Source organism: Mesorhizobium sp. 128a (genome assembly GCF_053848025.1).
Genome location: NZ_JBSPKY010000001.1, coordinates 383,704 through 398,113 on the forward strand (window position 1 = coordinate 383,704; position 14,410 = coordinate 398,113).

General features: G+C 64.6%; 14 protein-coding genes. 10 read left to right on the forward strand and 4 right to left on the reverse strand.

Features of this window, described 5'->3' with window-relative positions:
• Window positions 1-43: 43 nt before the first annotated feature.
• From ACWTU9_RS01760 to ACWTU9_RS01775, 4 genes are all read right to left on the reverse strand, one after another.
• Entirely contained in the window at window positions 44-607 is a 564-nt protein-coding gene (locus tag ACWTU9_RS01760) for an ActR/PrrA/RegA family redox response regulator transcription factor (protein WP_455856817.1), read from the reverse strand.
• A gap of 143 nt (window positions 608-750) precedes the next feature.
• Window positions 751-2,076: an ActS/PrrB/RegB family redox-sensitive histidine kinase gene (locus ACWTU9_RS01765; protein WP_455857120.1), complete on the reverse strand. Its 1,326-nt coding sequence runs from the start codon at window positions 2,074-2,076 to the stop codon at window positions 751-753.
• A gap of 32 nt (window positions 2,077-2,108) precedes the next feature.
• Window positions 2,109-4,571 carry an ATP-dependent helicase HrpB gene (hrpB, locus tag ACWTU9_RS01770; RefSeq protein WP_455856818.1) on the reverse strand — a complete coding sequence of 821 codons (2,463 nt, stop codon included), beginning with the start codon at window positions 4,569-4,571 and terminating at the stop codon, window positions 2,109-2,111.
• Between the two features lie 22 nt (window positions 4,572-4,593).
• Window positions 4,594-5,001, reverse strand: a complete 408-nt coding sequence (locus tag ACWTU9_RS01775) for a hypothetical protein (protein WP_455856819.1) — start codon at window positions 4,999-5,001, stop codon at window positions 4,594-4,596.
• A 25-nt stretch (window positions 5,002-5,026) separates the two neighbouring features.
• Between ACWTU9_RS01775 and ACWTU9_RS01780 the strand changes: the two genes are divergently transcribed.
• The 10 genes from ACWTU9_RS01780 (at window position 5,027) to dhaM (ending at window position 14,399) form a co-directional block, all read left to right on the forward strand.
• A complete protein-coding gene (locus ACWTU9_RS01780) occupies window positions 5,027-5,725 on the forward strand; it encodes a PIG-L deacetylase family protein (RefSeq protein ID WP_455856820.1) in 699 nt (232 codons plus the stop codon).
• 234 nt (window positions 5,726-5,959) lie between these two features.
• Window positions 5,960-7,291: an ABC transporter substrate-binding protein gene (locus tag ACWTU9_RS01785; protein WP_455856821.1), complete on the forward strand. Its 1,332-nt coding sequence runs from the start codon at window positions 5,960-5,962 to the stop codon at window positions 7,289-7,291.
• A gap of 107 nt (window positions 7,292-7,398) precedes the next feature.
• Complete coding sequence (locus ACWTU9_RS01790; RefSeq protein ID WP_455857121.1) at window positions 7,399-8,346, forward strand: carbohydrate ABC transporter permease; 948 nt, start codon at window positions 7,399-7,401, stop codon at window positions 8,344-8,346.
• On the forward strand, window positions 8,343-9,293 hold the full coding sequence (locus ACWTU9_RS01795; RefSeq protein WP_455856822.1) for a carbohydrate ABC transporter permease: 951 nt from the start codon (window positions 8,343-8,345) through the stop codon (window positions 9,291-9,293). Before ACWTU9_RS01790 ends, ACWTU9_RS01795 begins: the two co-directional genes overlap by 4 nt.
• Window positions 9,290-9,496, forward strand: coding sequence for a hypothetical protein (locus tag ACWTU9_RS01800; RefSeq protein WP_112560587.1), 207 nt, complete (start codon window positions 9,290-9,292; stop codon window positions 9,494-9,496). Before ACWTU9_RS01795 ends, ACWTU9_RS01800 begins: the two co-directional genes overlap by 4 nt.
• Before the next feature lie 2 nt (window positions 9,497-9,498).
• Window positions 9,499-10,611, forward strand: a complete 1,113-nt coding sequence (locus tag ACWTU9_RS01805) for an ABC transporter ATP-binding protein (RefSeq protein WP_455856823.1) — start codon at window positions 9,499-9,501, stop codon at window positions 10,609-10,611.
• The gene (locus tag ACWTU9_RS01810) at window positions 10,604-11,617 is read left to right on the forward strand and encodes an ABC transporter ATP-binding protein (RefSeq protein ID WP_455856824.1); all 1,014 of its coding nucleotides are present in this window, start codon (window positions 10,604-10,606) and stop codon (window positions 11,615-11,617) included. Before ACWTU9_RS01805 ends, ACWTU9_RS01810 begins: the two co-directional genes overlap by 8 nt.
• A gap of 79 nt (window positions 11,618-11,696) precedes the next feature.
• Window positions 11,697-13,340, forward strand: coding sequence for a dihydroxyacetone kinase subunit DhaK (locus ACWTU9_RS01815; protein WP_455856825.1), 1,644 nt, complete (start codon window positions 11,697-11,699; stop codon window positions 13,338-13,340).
• Between the two features lie 70 nt (window positions 13,341-13,410).
• On the forward strand, window positions 13,411-14,013 hold the full coding sequence (gene dhaL, locus ACWTU9_RS01820) for a dihydroxyacetone kinase subunit DhaL (protein WP_455856826.1): 603 nt from the start codon (window positions 13,411-13,413) through the stop codon (window positions 14,011-14,013).
• Window positions 14,010-14,399, forward strand: a complete 390-nt coding sequence (gene dhaM / locus ACWTU9_RS01825; protein ID WP_023738108.1) for a dihydroxyacetone kinase phosphoryl donor subunit DhaM — start codon at window positions 14,010-14,012, stop codon at window positions 14,397-14,399. The genes dhaL and dhaM overlap by 4 nt, the downstream gene beginning before the upstream one ends.
• Window positions 14,400-14,410 lie beyond the last annotated feature (11 nt).

Consider the following 14,410-nt stretch of genomic DNA (forward strand, 5'->3'; position numbering starts at 1 on the left):
AGCGCCATCAGATGGCCGCCGGAGTAGAATTACCAAACAGTCTCTAACGCGGCGCGCGCTTGGCCAGTATGCGCTGCAGCGTGCGGCGGTGCATGTTCAGCCGGCGCGCTGTCTCGGAGACGTTGCGGTCGCACATTTCGTAGACGCGCTGGATATGTTCCCAGCGCACGCGATCGGCCGACATCGGGTTTTCAGGCGGGGCGGCGCGCTCGCCGGCGGTGCGGGTCAACGCCGCAAAGACATCGTCGGCGTCGGCGGGCTTCGACAGATAGTCGATGGCGCCGAGCTTCACCGCCGTCACCGCGGTGGCGATGTTGCCATAGCCGGTGAGTATGACCGTGCGGGCATCATCGCGCTTCTCGCGAATGGCGGCGACGACGTCGAGGCCGTTGCCGTCTCCGAGCCGCATGTCGACCACGGCATAGGCCGGCGGATGGGCGCGCGCCTTGGCCACTGCCTCCTCGACGCTCTCGGCCGTCTCGACCACGAAACCCCTGGTTTCCATGGCGCGGGCCAGCCGCGTCAGGAACGGCTTGTCGTCATCGACGATCAGCAGCGAGGTGTCGTCGCCTTCAACCATTGCACCAATTGCTTCTTCGCCGGTCATCGTCTCAAAAAATCCTGCTGCCTTAATTTTACGCAGATATAGTTCCTGAACGCCATTGTCCAATTTTGCCGGTCTCAGCCAATGCATGACCCCGAAAATCGCAGTCGATTTTCGGAAAGGATCATGCACCAAATCAAAATGTTTCAGGCGGTGTCGAACATCGACGTCCCCACCGATTGCGGGTTGAGGAAGACGGTGCGCGGCCACGATATCTGCACGATAGCGCCCTCACCCAGCCCGCTCGAATTGCGGAAATCGAGCGTGGCGCCGGAGCGTTCGAGCAAGGTCTTGGCGATGAACAGCCCGAGACCCAGGCCGCCGCCGGATTCGTTGCCCTGGCGCGTCGACATATAGGGCTCGCCGATGCGGTCGATGATTTCCGGCGGAAAGCCCGGGCCGTCATCGATGATCGAGAAGGTGACGTCGAGCTCGTCCCAGCTCCAGCTTATAGTGACGGTCTTGCGGGCGAAGTCGACGGCGTTCTCGACCAGATTGCCGAGACCGTAGATGACGCCGGGGTTGCGCCGCCCGACCGGCTCGGGGCCGATGCGTTCGCCTGGCCGCAGCTTGATCGAGATGCCGAAATCGCGGTGCGGCGCCGTCACCTCCTCGACCAGCGAGGTCAGCGGCAGCCGCGACAGATGCGCCTCGCCCTCGGAGGACAGGCTGGTCAGCCGTTTCAGGATCTCGCGGCAGCGCTCGCTCTGCGACCGCAGCAGTTTGACGTCCTCGCCATATTTCGGGTCGTCGCCCAGCGCCTTTTCCATCTCCTTGGAGACAAGGGCGATGGTGGCGAGCGGCGTGCCGAGCTCGTGTGCTGCGGCGGCAGCCAGACCATCCAGCGCCGAGAGGTGCTGCTCGCGTTGCAGCACCAGTTCGGTGGCGGCAAGCGCATTGGCGAGCAGGCGGGCTTCCTCGGCGACGCGGAAGGCATAGATGGCGGTGAAGGCGATCGAGGAGAACACCGCCATCCAGATGCCGGCGACATAGATGAACGGCATGGCCAGCGGCGCGCCCTCGTACCAGGGCAGCGGCTGGTGGAAGAACACCAGCAAGCTTGCCCCCACCGTCACCAGCCCGCCGAGTATGGCTGTGAGACGAAGCGGCAACGATGTCGCCGAGACGACCACAGGCACGGTCATCAGCAGCGAGAACGGATTGGTGAGGCCGCCGGTCATGTAGAGCAGGCCGGCAAGCTGCAGGCTGTCGAAGGTCAGGATGAAGAAAGCTGGGAACGGGGTCAGCCGGTGCGCTGCCGGATAGCGGAAGGTCAGCACCAAGTTCAGCCAGGCCGAACAGGCGATCAGCGCGAAGCAGAGGCTGACCGGCAGCGGGAATTTCAACCCATAGGCGACGAACAGCACGGTCAGGCTCTGGCCGACAATGGCCAGCCAGCGCAGCCGGATCAGCGTGTTGAGGCGCAGCCGCTGGCTTTGCTGGAAGTCGGGCGCGTGCAGGATGTTGATCATGGCCAAGGATTATAGCCGGGAAAGGACGAGCGCTAGGTCCCGCGCGGTTTTGCCCGCGCCGTAGCGGCTGCGAGCAGAGGATTTTCCGGCCAGACATGGCGGGGATAGCGGCCGCGCATGTCGGTGCGCACATCGACCCAGGATCCGCGCCAGAAGCCGGGCAGGTCGCGCGTCGTCTGGATCGGCCGGTGCGCCGGCGACAGCAGTTCGAGCGTCAGCGGCACGGTGCCGTCGGCGATGGCGGGATGGCGGTCGAGACCGAACAGCTCCTGCACGCGGATAGCCAGCACCGGCCATTCGCCGTCATAGCGGATCGGCACATGGCTGCCGGACGGCGCGTCGAAATGCGTCGGCGCCAGCGTGCCGATCTTGCGCTGCAGATCGTGCGGCACCAGCGCCATCAGGCCTGAAGACAGCGTGCCCGGGTCGATCGCGGCGAATGATGCCTTGCCGGACAGGAACGGCAGCAGCCAGTCGTCGAGGCGTTCGATGAGGGCGGCGTCCGAAACATCGGGCCAGGGCGTGCCGAGGCCGCGATGCAACCAGCCAAGGCGCAGCCGAAGCGTCTCCCCCTCCTTGCCCCACTCCAGCAGCGACAGCCCGTATTCCCGCAAGGCATCGAGGATCGCCCGATCCGCATCGGCGCCGGAGGGTGCCGGCAGCATGCGCTCGGACAGAGTGATGGCGCCGAGCCGGGCTGTCTCGCGCACGCGCACCGCGCGCCGCTCGCGGTCGAAGCTCGCCTCGCGGCGGGTCTCTATCCTGTCGGACAATGCAGCGCGGATGTCGGCTTCGTCGACGGCCGCCGCCGCGGTGATGCGGGCGTTCTGCGCCTTGCCCTGCAGGTCGGCGACGACCAGCCAGGGCTCGCCGGCCAGCGGATCGGCGGCGTCAAGCATGGCGCCGGAACCGTTGGCGAGCACAAAGCGGCCGCGCTCGCCGCGCGCCCTGGCGACACGGTCCGGCCATGCGTGGATGAGCAAAAGACCGGCAGAAGCGGCTTCGCTGCTCTTGGCGCCGCCCGCCTGCTTCGCCAGCCGCTCGGCCAGCTGCCTCGCCCCAACGGCGCGCGGCGATTTCTCGGTGCGAAAGCGCATGAGCCGGCGTTCGAGGTCGGCGCCGTCACCGCCGAGGCCACGCTCGGTGAGCAGCACGGCCAGCATCGCCGCCTCCAGCGCATTGCCGCTGCCGGCGGCTTCGGCGACCATGTGCGCAAGCCGCACCGGCAGCGCCAATTTCCGCATCGCATCGCCTTGCTCCGTCAGCCGCCCGGCCGCGTCGATGGCGTGCAGCGCGCCGAGCAGTGCCCTCGCCTCGTTGAGCGCCGGGGGCGGTGGCGGATCGAGGAAGGACAGGCTCGCCGGATCGGCGACTCCGAAAGCGGCGCAATCGAGCAGCAGCCCCGAGAGGTCGGCTGCGAGTATTTCGGGCGGGGTGAAAGCGGGAAGCGCTGCTGTCTGCTCGGCCCGCCACAGCCGGATGGCGACGCCTGGCTGCGTGCGCCCGGCGCGGCCGGCGCGCTGGTCGGCCGATGCCTTGGAAACACGCACCGTCTCCAGCCGCGTCAGTCCGCTCGCCGGCTCGTAGCGCGGGAGCCGCGACAGGCCTGAATCAATGATGACGCGCACGCCGTCAATGGTGATCGAGGTCTCGGCGATCGACGTCGCCAGCACCACCTTGCGGCGGCCGGGTGGCGCCGGCTTGATCGCTGCATCCTGCGCCCTGTTGTCGAGCTGGCCATAGAGCGGCACGATGTCGGTGTCGGCGCCGAGGCGACCCTGCAGCCGTTCGGCGGTGCGCTCGATCTCGCGCTGGCCGGGCAGGAAGGCGAGGACGCTGCCGCTCTCCTCGGCAAGGGCGGAGCGGATCGCCTTGGCCATGGCGTCTTCGACGGGAACGCCGGCCGGCCGTTCGTCGTAACGGACGTCGACGGGATAGGCGCGGCCTTCGCTTTCGATCACCGGGGCGCCAGACAGGAGTTTGGCTACGCGCGCGCCGTCGAGTGTTGCCGACATCACCAGCAAGCGCAGATCCGGCCTGAGCGCGCCTTGCACGTCGAGCGCCAGCGCCAGACCGAAATCGCCGTCGAGCGAGCGCTCGTGGAACTCGTCGAAAATCACCGCTGAGACGCCGGGCAGTTCCGGATTGTCGAGGATCATGCGCGCCAGTACGCCTTCGGTGACGACCAATATCCTGGTCTTTGCCGAGGTGCGGTTCTCCATGCGCATGGCATAGCCGACGGTGGCGCCGGGCTCTTCGCCGAGCAATTCGGCCATGCGGCGGGCAGCGGCGCGGGCGGCGAGCCGGCGCGGTTCGAGCAGGACGATCTTGCCGGCGCCCAGCCACGGCGCATCGAGCAGCGCCAGCGGCACCAGCGTCGTCTTGCCGGCGCCGGGTGGCGCTACCAGAACGGTGCTGTTCTGCCTTGCCAGCGCTTCGCCGAGCGCCGGCAGCACGGCGGACACCGGAAGCTCCGGCAATGATCTAGTATTCATGGCGTCCGCATATCAGCGGCCACTATGGCCGTGCAACCGGCGACAGATCAAAGCCTGGTCCGCGCAAACGGATTCCAGCGCACGTGCCCAGCCGCACCTCCTCCCGCACCATGGTCAGCAGGCCGGAGCCGCCGACGACCGCAAGGCCGGTCAAGGACAGGAAGTCAGGATATTCCCTAAAAAACAGCGCCGAGGATAACCGCCCAGACGATCTGCGAACAATGCGTCGGCGCGATGCGGTTGGCGGGCGCCAGAAACCACGCCAGCGCTCATCGGCCGGCCGGCTGAAAAACAGGAAGCCGCCGGCAAACAGCGTCACGAAGAAGGCGATCTCGAAGACGGTGAACTCTGCGCCAAGGCTCTTGATAACGGCATCGCTGCACGAATAGCTTGCATAGGCGATTAGGGCGAGCAGGATTCCGTTCGTCACGTTTTTCCATTTCCGGGAGATTGCAGTGAAGGTATTGGCGCTCGGGGCGCATCCGGACGACATCGAGATATTCATGTTCGGTACGATGGCCGCCTATGCCACGCAAGGCGCAGACCTCACTTTTGCCGTGGCCACGGATGGTGCCAAGGGCGGCACGGGCGACCCGCGCATTTTGGCGCGTGTCCGCCGCGAGGAAGCCGCGACCGCTGCGGCGTTGCTCGGCGCGAACCTTCACTTTCTCGACTTTCCCGATGGCGAGCTGGTGGCCGATGCAGCGCTGATCGGTACGCTGAAAGCGCTGATACGGGAGACCGGAGCAAATCTGGTGATCACGCATGCGCCCAACGACTATCACGCCGACCACCGTGCGCTGTCGGACGGCGTGCGCATCGCTGCATCCTTCGCCGTGCCGGTGCTGCATGCCGACACGATGGGCGGCACCGGCTTTGCGCCGACGCATTATGTCGACATTTCCGCCCACCGCGATGTCAAAACGCAGGCGATCCGCGCGCACCGGTCGCAAAGACCGCAGCAATATGTCGACAAAGCGCGCGTCCAGAATGAGTTTCGCGCCGGCCAATGCAACGGCGTTGCCGGTTCACTTGCCGAGGCCTTCCGCTTCGAGCCGACATTTCCCTTCGCCGATATACGCGCATTGCTGCCGCCCGCGCCGCCTGTCCGACCAGTGACGCCACAGACGAAGATTGCAAGCAACGCCGACTAAACAACTTCCGGGCGAACCCTCCGGCAATCATTTCCCAACGATTTCAATCGTCTTTTCGTGATGGTGCAACGCAGCAACGAATTCACTTGCGTTGTTTAGTAAAAAGAGCATCACTAAACAAATTACTAAACATCTGCGACGCACCGCGCCGCCATGTTTGGGCCCTCGGAGGAGCGAGGGTTGAGGGGCTCTTGAAACCGCCATCCGGGCGCGTTTCGCAAATGGGAGGAAGGCATGAAATCGAGCTTGAAACTGGCGTTGGGACTGACTTCGGCTATTGCCGCGTCGACAGCCGTCTCGAACGTTGCGCACGCTGAAGACCTGACGCTGTGCTGGGCCGCCTGGGACCCGGCCAACGCACTTGTCGAACTGTCCAAGGACTTCACCAAGGAAACCGGCATCGGCATGAAGTTTGAGTTCGTGCCGTGGACTGAATACGCCGCTCGCTTCCTCAACGAGCTGAACTCGCACGGCAAGCTCTGCGACCTGATCATCGGCGACAGCCAGTGGATCGGCGGCTCGGCCGAGAACGGCCACTACATCAAGCTGAACGACTTCTTCGACAAGGAGAAGATCAGCATGGACGACTTCGTGCCGGCAACCGTCGTCGGCTATTCCGAATGGCCGAAGAACACGCCCAACTACTGGGCGCTGCCGGCCATGGGCGACGTCGTCGGCTGGACCTACCGCAAGGACTGGTTCTCCAAGCCGGAACTGCAGAAGGAATTCAAGGAAAAGTATGGCTGGGATCTCGGCCCGCCGACCACCTTCGACCAGTTGAAGCAGGTCGCCGAGTTCTTCCAGAAGCGCGAGATCGACGGCAAGACTGTCTATGGCGCCTCGATCTACACCGAGCGCGGTTCCGAAGGCATCACCATGGGCGCCATGGACGTGCTCTACAGCTTCGGCTTCCAGTATGAAAACCCGAAGAAGCCCTACGAAATGGAAGGCTTCGTCAATTCCGAGAAATCGGTGAAGGGGTTGGAGTTCTACAAGGCGCTCTATGATTGCTGCACCCCGCCCGGCGCGTCGAACAGCTACATGGGCGAAGGCGTCGACGCCTTCAAATCCGGCCAGGTGGCCATGCATATGAACTTCGCCTTCACCTGGCCCGGCCTGCAGAAGGACGAGAATGTCGGCGGCGACAAGATCGGCTACTTCGTCAACCCGAAGGGTCCGGACGGCGAGCAGTTCGCCCAGCTCGGTGGCCAGGGCATTTCGGTCGTGTCCTATTCCGACAAGCAGGAATCGGCGCTGAAATACATCAAGTGGTTCGCCAACAAGGACGTCCAGGCCAAATGGTGGTCGCTCGGCGGCTATTCCTGCCTGAACGCCGTGGTCAAGGATCCGAAGTTCCCGTCGAGCCAGCCCTATGCGCAGACCTTCCTCGACTCGATGGCGATCGTGAAGGACTTCTGGGCCGAGCCGAGCTACGCACCGCTGCTGCAGGCCTCGCAGAAGCGCTTCCACGACTATGTCGTCGCCGGCCAGGGTTCGGCCAAGGATGCGCTTGACGGGCTCGTCAAGGACTGGACCCAGGTCTTCCAGGACGACGGCAAGATGTAAGGCTCCTCCCGAGCCCAGACCGACGCGTCCCGTGCCGCCCTTGGCGCGGGACGCAGTTCAGATAAATTCCAGTGTCGAGACTTGACGTGACCGAAGCAGGACTCACCATGCTCAATCGGACTGCGGAGAACGTTGCCCGGGCGACCCCGGAGCCGTTGGCGCGCAAGGTCCGGGGCATTAGCGACAAGGGTCTCGCCTGGCTGTTCATCTCGCCGACGATCCTGTTGCTGTTGGCCATCAACATCTTCCCGCTGTTCTGGGCGATCTATCTGTCCTTCACCAACTTCCGCGCCAACCGGCCGAACGAGGTGGTGAAAAATCTCGGCTTTGCCAATTACCAGCGCATCCTCGGTGACCAGGACATCTGGATCGCCATGCAGACGACAGCGCATTTCGTGTTCTGGACGATCCTGCTGCAGACCCTTATCGGCTTCACGCTGGCCTGGCTGATCGACCGCAAGTTCCGCGGCCACGCCTTCTGGACGACCATCATCCTGGTGCCGATGATGCTGTCGCCGGCAGTGGTTGGCAATTTCTGGCGCTTCCTCTACGAGCCGCAGATCGGCCTGTTCGCCTACGCCATCTCGTTTGTGTCAGGCATCCCGCCGACAAACATCCAGATGCTCTCCAACGTCTCGCTGGCACCGTGGTCGATCATCATCGTCGACACCTGGATGTGGACGCCTTACGTGATGCTGATCTGCCTCGCCGGACTGCGCTCCATACCTGAATACATCTATGAGGCGGCCGAGGTCGACCGCGCCTCCAACTGGCGGCAGTTCTGGTCGATCACGCTGCCGATGGCGCTGCCCTTCATCATGCTGGCGGTGCTCTTCCGCGGCATCGAGAACTTCAAGATGTTCGACATGGTCAATCTGTTGACCGGCGGCGGACCTGGCTCGACCACCGAGGTCGCCTCGATCACGCTGAAACGGCAGGCTTTCGAGAGCTGGCGCACCGGCTATTCCTCGGCCTTCGCCATCATCCTGTTCGTGGCGGTGTTTGGCCTCGCCAACATCTACGTCAAGGCGCTCAACAAGGTGAAGCAGAGATGAGCCTGACCACCGCCCATTCCGTCGTCGCTCCGTCGGGAACAGCAAAAGGCATCGCCGGAACGATCATCGTCGCCTACGCGCTGATCTCCATCGTGCCGCTGTTGTGGATTTTTGCCACCAGCTTCAAGACGCCGCCGGATTCGATCGCCTATCCGCCGAAGATCGTCTTCCAGCCGAGCGTCGAAGGCTATTGCAACCTGTTCACCACGCGCACACGGCAGACGCCGGAATACATCAACTCGCTGGGGCCGGCGACCGGCTTCTGCGACGAGACGGTGCGCAAGCGCAACATGGTGATTGCCGGCCCGTCCAACTTCCTGCCGCGCTTCGTCAATTCGCTGATCATCGCCTTCGGCTCGACCTTCTGCGCGGTGTTCCTCGGCACGCTGTCGGCCTATGGCTTTTCACGCTTCAAGGTGCCTCTGGCTGACGACCTCCTGTTCTTCATCCTGTCGACGCGCATGATGCCGCCGATCGCGGTCGCCATTCCCATCTACCTGATGTACCGCGAGCTTGGCCTCTCCGACACCGCGCTCGGCATGATCCTGCTCTACACGGCGGTCAACGTCTCGTTGGCGGTATGGCTCTTGAAAGGCTTCATCGACGAAATCCCGCGCGAGTATGAAGAAGCGGCGATGATTGACGGCTACACCAGGCTGCAGGCCTTCTGGCGGACCGTGCTGCCGCAGGCCACCACCGGCATCGCAGCGACCGCCATCTTCTGCCTGATCTTTGCCTGGAACGAATATGCGTTCGCAGCGCTGCTGACCTCGGGCACGGCGCAGACCGCGCCGCCCTTCATCCCGACCATCATCGGCGAGGGCGGCCAGGACTGGCCGGCTGTGGCTGCCGGCACGACGATCTTCCTGGTGCCGATCCTCGTCTTCACCATCCTGCTTCGCAAGCAGTTGCTTCGCGGCATCACCTTCGGCGCGGTGCGCAAATGAGCCTGACACAACCCACCAAACGCAAATCGCGCTGGCCGCGCTGGGCCAGGCGTGGCCTGTTGGAAAACATCGCGACCGCGATCATCGCCATCGGCTTCCTGATGCTGTTCCAGCCCTTCGCGCTGGCGCTCTACACCTACTCCTTCATCACCATGCTCGCCGGCACGGTGATGTTCATCATCGTCTCGAAATTCCCGGAATAGCCATGGCCGAAATCCGCGTCCAACACCTGAGAAAGGCCTTCGGCGATTTCGTCGCTGTGCAGGACTCCAGCTTCGTCGTCGAGGATGGCGAGTTCTTCGTCATGCTCGGGCCGTCGGGCTGCGGCAAAACGACGACATTGCGCATGATCGCCGGGCTGGAACTGCCGACCGGTGGCCAGATCCTGCTCGGCGGCGAGGACGTGACCATGCGCCGGGCGCGGGAGCGCGATATCGCCTTCGTCTTCCAGCTGTTTGCGCTCTATCCGCACATGAATGTGCGCAAGAACATCGGCTTCCCGCTCCTGGCGCAAGGCATGCCTGCGGCCGAAATCCGCCAACGCGTCGAGGAGACAGCCAAGCTCCTGCGCATCGACCATCTGCTCAACAAATCGGTCTCCGGCCTTGCCGGCGGCGACCGCCAGCGCGTCGCGCTCGGCCGCGCCATCGTGCGGCGGCCAAAGTGTTTTCTGATGGACGAGCCGCTCGGCACGCTCGACACCGAGTTCCGCGATCTGATGGTCCACGAGCTTCGCGAACTGCACAACCGCATCCACGCCACCACGGTCTATGTCACCCACGACCAGATGGAAGCGATGTCGATGGCCGACAAGATCGCTGTCATGAACCATGGCGTGATCGAGCAGTTCGGCAGCCCGCGCGAAATCTATGACCGCCCGGCAACGATGTTCGTCGCCGATTTCATCGGCTCGCCGCCGATGAATTTTCTGGGCTTTGGCGGCGGACTGGCGAAAGGCGCCAAGGAGATCGTCGTGCAAGGCGCCAAGGTGGCGGTGCCGGAGGTGCGCGAAGACATCGCGCCGGCCGACATGGCGCTCGGCATCCGTCCCGAGCACATCCGCTTCGACGATGCGTCCAAGCTGCGTGGCGCGATCTATGGCACGGAGTATCTCGGTACGACGCAGATCGTGGCCGTGGAGACGGCGGACGGCATCATCAAGGCGCGGGTGCCGGCCGAAATCCGGCTCGCCGCCGGCGATCATGTCGGCCTGACGCTGAACAGCGCGCGACTGTCGCTGTTCGACAAGGGATCGGGCCGAGCCGTGCGCACCGCGATCCACGACACCGCCTCTCAAGGGAGAGCGCAGCATGGCTGACGTACACATCAAAGGCGTGACGAAGAGTTTCGGCGAGCACGCCGCCGTCAGCAATCTCGACCTCCAGATCAAGGATGGCGAGTTCGTCGTGCTGCTCGGGCCGACCGGCGCCGGCAAGACCACCACGCTGCGGCTGATCGCCGGGCTGGAGCGGCCCGACAGCGGCACGATCCATATTGGCGGCCACAATGCGACGATGCTGTCGCCGGCCGAGCGCGACACCGCTTTCGTGTTCCAGCAATATTCGCTCTATCCGCATCTGTCGGTCTACGACAACCTCGCCTTCCCCCTGCGCTCGCCGGCGCGGAAAATACCGGAGGACCAAATCCGCCGCCGCGTCGAGGAGGTGGCCAGGATGGTGCGCATCCATCACAAGCTCGCCAACCGGTCGACCAAACTGTCAGGCGGCGAAATGCAGCGCGTCGCCATCGGCCGCGCGCTGGTGCGCAAGCCGTCGATCTACCTGATGGACGAGCCATTGTCGTCGCTGGATGCCAAACTGCGCGCCGATCTTCGCCTCGAGCTGAAGCGCATCCAGTCCGAACTTGGCGCCACCATGCTCTATGTCACGCACGACCAGATCGAGGCGATGACCATGGCCGACCGCATCGGCATCCTTGCGGACGGCGTCCTGGTGCAGATCGGCACGCCAAGGACGATCTATTCGGAACCGGCAAACCTGCATGTCGCGGCCAGGCTTGGCCAGCCGGCGATCAATCTTCTGCCGGCGGGGCTGCTGCCCGATGGCGGCGCGCCGGCGGGAACGAAGACGATCGGCGCGCGGACCGAGCATCTGGCCATCGAGAAGGCCGCAAACGGCCATGCCGATGGCGTCGTCGACTGGGTCGAGCATCTCGGCGACCAAAACCATCTGCATGTCACGGTCGGAGCCAAGAAGCTGGTGACGCTGACCGACCCCGACACGGATCTGGCGCAAGGCGACAAAGTGGTGATCCGCTACCGTTCGCCGCTCTATTTCGGCGCCGATGGGCAAAGACTGATGTGAATGGGGCCGATGTGAGGTTTTCGGTGTCTCGCCAAGGGCACGGCACCGGCTTCTGATTGACGAATACAGGACGAATTCGATGAAGCACTTTTTCAACCGCAGGGAAACGATCGTCACCGAGGCGCTAGACGGGCTGCTGCGGACCATCGGTTCGGGCGATCTGGCGCGCCTCGATGGTTATCCCGAGATCAAGGTCGTGCTGCGCGCCGACTGGGACAAGACAAAAGTTGCCGTCGTCTCCGGCGGCGGCGCCGGGCACGAGCCGTCGCATGCCGGCTTCGTCGGCAAGGGCATGCTGACGGCGGCGGTCTCGGGCGAGATCTTTGCCTCGCCAAGCGTCGAAGCCGTGCTGGCGGCGATCCGCGCGGTGACCGGCCCGGCAGGCTGCCTGCTGATCGTCAAGAACTATACCGGCGACCGGCTCAATTTCGGCCTGGCGGCCGAGAAGGCGCGCGCCGAAGGGTTTCGCGTCGAGATGGCGATCGTCGCCGACGACATCGCCTTGCCGGATATCAACCAACCACGCGGCGTCGCCGGCACCTTGTTCGTACACAAGATCGCGGGCTACCTCTCGGAAGCTGGCGACGACTTGGCCTATATCGCGACAGCCGCTCGCGCGGCGGCGAAGGATATCGTTTCGCTTGGCATGTCGCTGTCGTCCTGCTCGATCCCCGGCCAGCCGCATGAAGAGCGGTTCGGCGAAAATCATGGCGAACTTGGCCTCGGCATCCATGGCGAACCAGGCGTCGAGCGTATCGCAGTGCAAAGCGCCGACAGACTGGTGGCGATCATGGCGGAGCGGCTTGCCGCGAAGCTCGATCCGAAGGCCAGCCACGCGCTACTGATCAACAATCTCGGTTCGGTGCCGCCGCTCGAAATGTCGCTGGTCGTCAACGCGGTGCTGGCATCGCCGCTGGCCAAAACCGTGAAGCTGGCGATCGGCCCCGGACCGCTGATGACGGCGCTCAACATGAACGGTTTCTCGCTGTCGCTGATCAAGCTCGATGCCGCGCGCGAGACGGCCTTGCTGGCGCCCGTCGGCCCGCATGCCTGGATGCCGGCAAAGGCCGTTGCCGCGCCGGCTGTCGTTGCCATGGCGAAGGCATCCGGACAAAGCGCGGCGCGCAGGCCCAGTGAGGATGCGCGCGCCAGGAGGCTCGTCGTCACGGTCTGCGAAAGGCTGATTGCACTCGAAGAGGCCTTGAACGGGCTGGACGCCAAGGCGGGTGATGGCGATACCGGCTCGACGGTAGCCACCGGCGCGCGCAGCGTGCTGGAAAAACTCGACACGTTGCCGCTTGCCGATCCCGCCGCCACGCTTGCGGCGGTGGGCGATGGGCTGGGCGTCGCCATGGGCGGATCCTCAGGTGTGCTGCTGTCGATCTTCTTCACCGCGGCGGCGCAGGCTTCGAATTCCGGTTTGTCCCTGTCCAGGGCGCTGCTTTCCGGCCTGGACCGCATGACCTTCTACGGCGGCGCAAGGATCGGCGACCGCACCATGGTCGATGCACTGGAGCCGGCGCTGAAAGCGCTCGACGCCAAGGGGCTGGAAGCGGCGGCGACGGCAGCCCGGCACGGCGCCGAAGCGACTGCTGCTATGGAGAAGGCGAAGGCTGGACGCTCCGCCTATGTCGGTACCAAATTGCAAGGCGTGGTCGACCCCGGCGCGCATGCAGTGGCCGAAGTGTTCGCGGCCGCCGCCGCGCTGCATGCAGCGGCCTGATGGCATGCTTCAGTTGTCGAATGAAAATTCTTTCGATACTGCCGGCAGGACCGAAACCGGGAATTTGGATATGGCGGCACAGGACCTTGCCAGGCTGATCACAGCGGCAGCGGACACGATTGCCGCGCACGCCGACGAGTTGACGGCGCTCGACCAGGCGATCGGCGACGGCGACCATGGGCTGAACATGAGACGCGGGTTTGAGGCCGTGCGAGCCGAGGCAGAGGCGTTTTCGACCAAACCGCTGCCCGAAGCCCTGAAGGCGATCGGCACCAAGCTGGTGATGACGGTGGGCGGCGCCTCCGGACCGCTGTTCGGCACGCTGTTCACTGCGATCGGCAAGGAGATCTCGGCTGCGCCCGATCGTGCCAATCTGACAGCTGCCTTCGGCAAGGCGATCGAAGCCGTCGCGGCGCGTGGCAAGTCGCAGGTCGGCCAGAAGACGATGCTCGACGTGCTGCAGCCTGTGCATGACGCATTGGCTGGAGGCAAGGCGATAGGGGAAATCGTCGATATCGCCGACCGTGCGGCCGAAGCGACCGTGCCAATGAAGGCGCTGCGCGGTCGCGCCTCATTCCTCGGCGACCGCTCCATCGGCCACATGGACGCCGGCGCGCGTTCGGCTGCGCTGCTCGTGCGGACCGTCGCCGAAAGCATCGAGGGCCAAGCATGAGCAATGTCGGCATCGTCATCGTCTCGCATTCGCCGCTGGTCGCCGAAGGCACGGCCGACATGGTGCGGCAGATGGTGGGCGACGAAGTGCCGCTTGCATGGTGCGGCGGAAACGGCCATGGCGGGCTCGGCACCAGCGTCGAGGCGATCATGGGCGCCATCGACAAGGCGTGGTCGGAAGCCGGTGTCGCCATCCTCGTCGATCTCGGCGGCGCGGAGACCAACTCGGAGATGGCGGTGGAAATGATCGGCGAGCCGCGGGCGCAGAAGATCATCGTCTGCAACGCACCGATCGTCGAAGGCGCGGTGATGGCCGCGACGGAGGCGTCCGGCGGCGCCTCGCTGAAGGAAGTGGTGGCGACGGCGCATGAATTGTCGCCGTCGTGAATGAACGGGAA

Coding starts and splice junctions, on each gene's coding strand:
- ACWTU9_RS01760 (WP_455856817.1), bottom strand. CDS start 607: ATGACCGGCGAAGAAGCAATTGGTGCAATGGTTGAAGGCGACGACACC.
- ACWTU9_RS01765 (WP_455857120.1), bottom strand. CDS start 2,076: ATGATCAACATCCTGCACGCGCCCGACTTCCAGCAAAGCCAGCGGCTG.
- hrpB (WP_455856818.1), bottom strand. CDS start 4,571: ATGAATACTAGATCATTGCCGGAGCTTCCGGTGTCCGCCGTGCTGCCG.
- ACWTU9_RS01785 (WP_455856821.1), top strand. CDS start 5,960: ATGAAATCGAGCTTGAAACTGGCGTTGGGACTGACTTCGGCTATTGCC.
- ACWTU9_RS01790 (WP_455857121.1), top strand. CDS start 7,399: ATGCTCAATCGGACTGCGGAGAACGTTGCCCGGGCGACCCCGGAGCCG.
- ACWTU9_RS01795 (WP_455856822.1), top strand. CDS start 8,343: ATGAGCCTGACCACCGCCCATTCCGTCGTCGCTCCGTCGGGAACAGCA.
- ACWTU9_RS01800 (WP_112560587.1), top strand. CDS start 9,290: ATGAGCCTGACACAACCCACCAAACGCAAATCGCGCTGGCCGCGCTGG.
- ACWTU9_RS01805 (WP_455856823.1), top strand. CDS start 9,499: ATGGCCGAAATCCGCGTCCAACACCTGAGAAAGGCCTTCGGCGATTTC.
- ACWTU9_RS01810 (WP_455856824.1), top strand. CDS start 10,604: ATGGCTGACGTACACATCAAAGGCGTGACGAAGAGTTTCGGCGAGCAC.
- ACWTU9_RS01815 (WP_455856825.1), top strand. CDS start 11,697: ATGAAGCACTTTTTCAACCGCAGGGAAACGATCGTCACCGAGGCGCTA.
- dhaL (WP_455856826.1), top strand. CDS start 13,411: ATGGCGGCACAGGACCTTGCCAGGCTGATCACAGCGGCAGCGGACACG.
- dhaM (WP_023738108.1), top strand. CDS start 14,010: ATGAGCAATGTCGGCATCGTCATCGTCTCGCATTCGCCGCTGGTCGCC.